Annotated in this window: 1 protein-coding gene; it reads left to right on the top strand. The window is 65.8% G+C overall.

Annotation, left to right across the window (positions count from 1 at the left end; translation table 11 throughout):
• Positions 1-468: aldehyde dehydrogenase family protein (locus tag AC1DES_RS19190; RefSeq protein WP_476897283.1), on the top strand; the 468-nt coding region annotated here is incomplete at both ends.

Below are 468 nucleotides of genomic sequence, written 5' to 3'. Positions count from 1 at the left end.
GTGGTGCTCAAGGCGTCGGAACTGAGCCCGGCGGTGCATAGGCTGATCGGCCAGGTGTTGCAGGACGCCGGCCTCGGTGACGGCGTGGTCAACGTCATCAGCAACGCGCCCCAGGATGCCGCGGCGATTGTCGAACGGTTGATCGCCAACCCGGCGGTGCGTCGGGTCAACTTCACCGGCTCGACCCATGTCGGGCGCATCGTTGGTGAGCTGTCGGCGCGTCATCTCAAGCCGGCGTTGCTGGAACTGGGCGGCAAGGCGCCGTTCCTGGTGCTGGAAGATGCCGACCTGGATGCGGCGGTGGAGGCAGCGGCCTTCGGTGCCTTTTTCAATCAGGGGCAGATCTGCATGTCCACCGAGCGCCTGATCGTCGATGCCAGGGTGGCCGATGCCTTTGTCGCCAAACTGGCGGCGAAGATCGCCACCTTGCCCGCCGGCAACCCCAATGCGGAAGGTTCGGTGCTGGGT

The sequence above is a fragment of the Arthrobacter sp. 05T442 genome (genome assembly GCF_056395945.1).
This window is presented reverse-complemented; position numbering and strand designations above follow the sequence as displayed.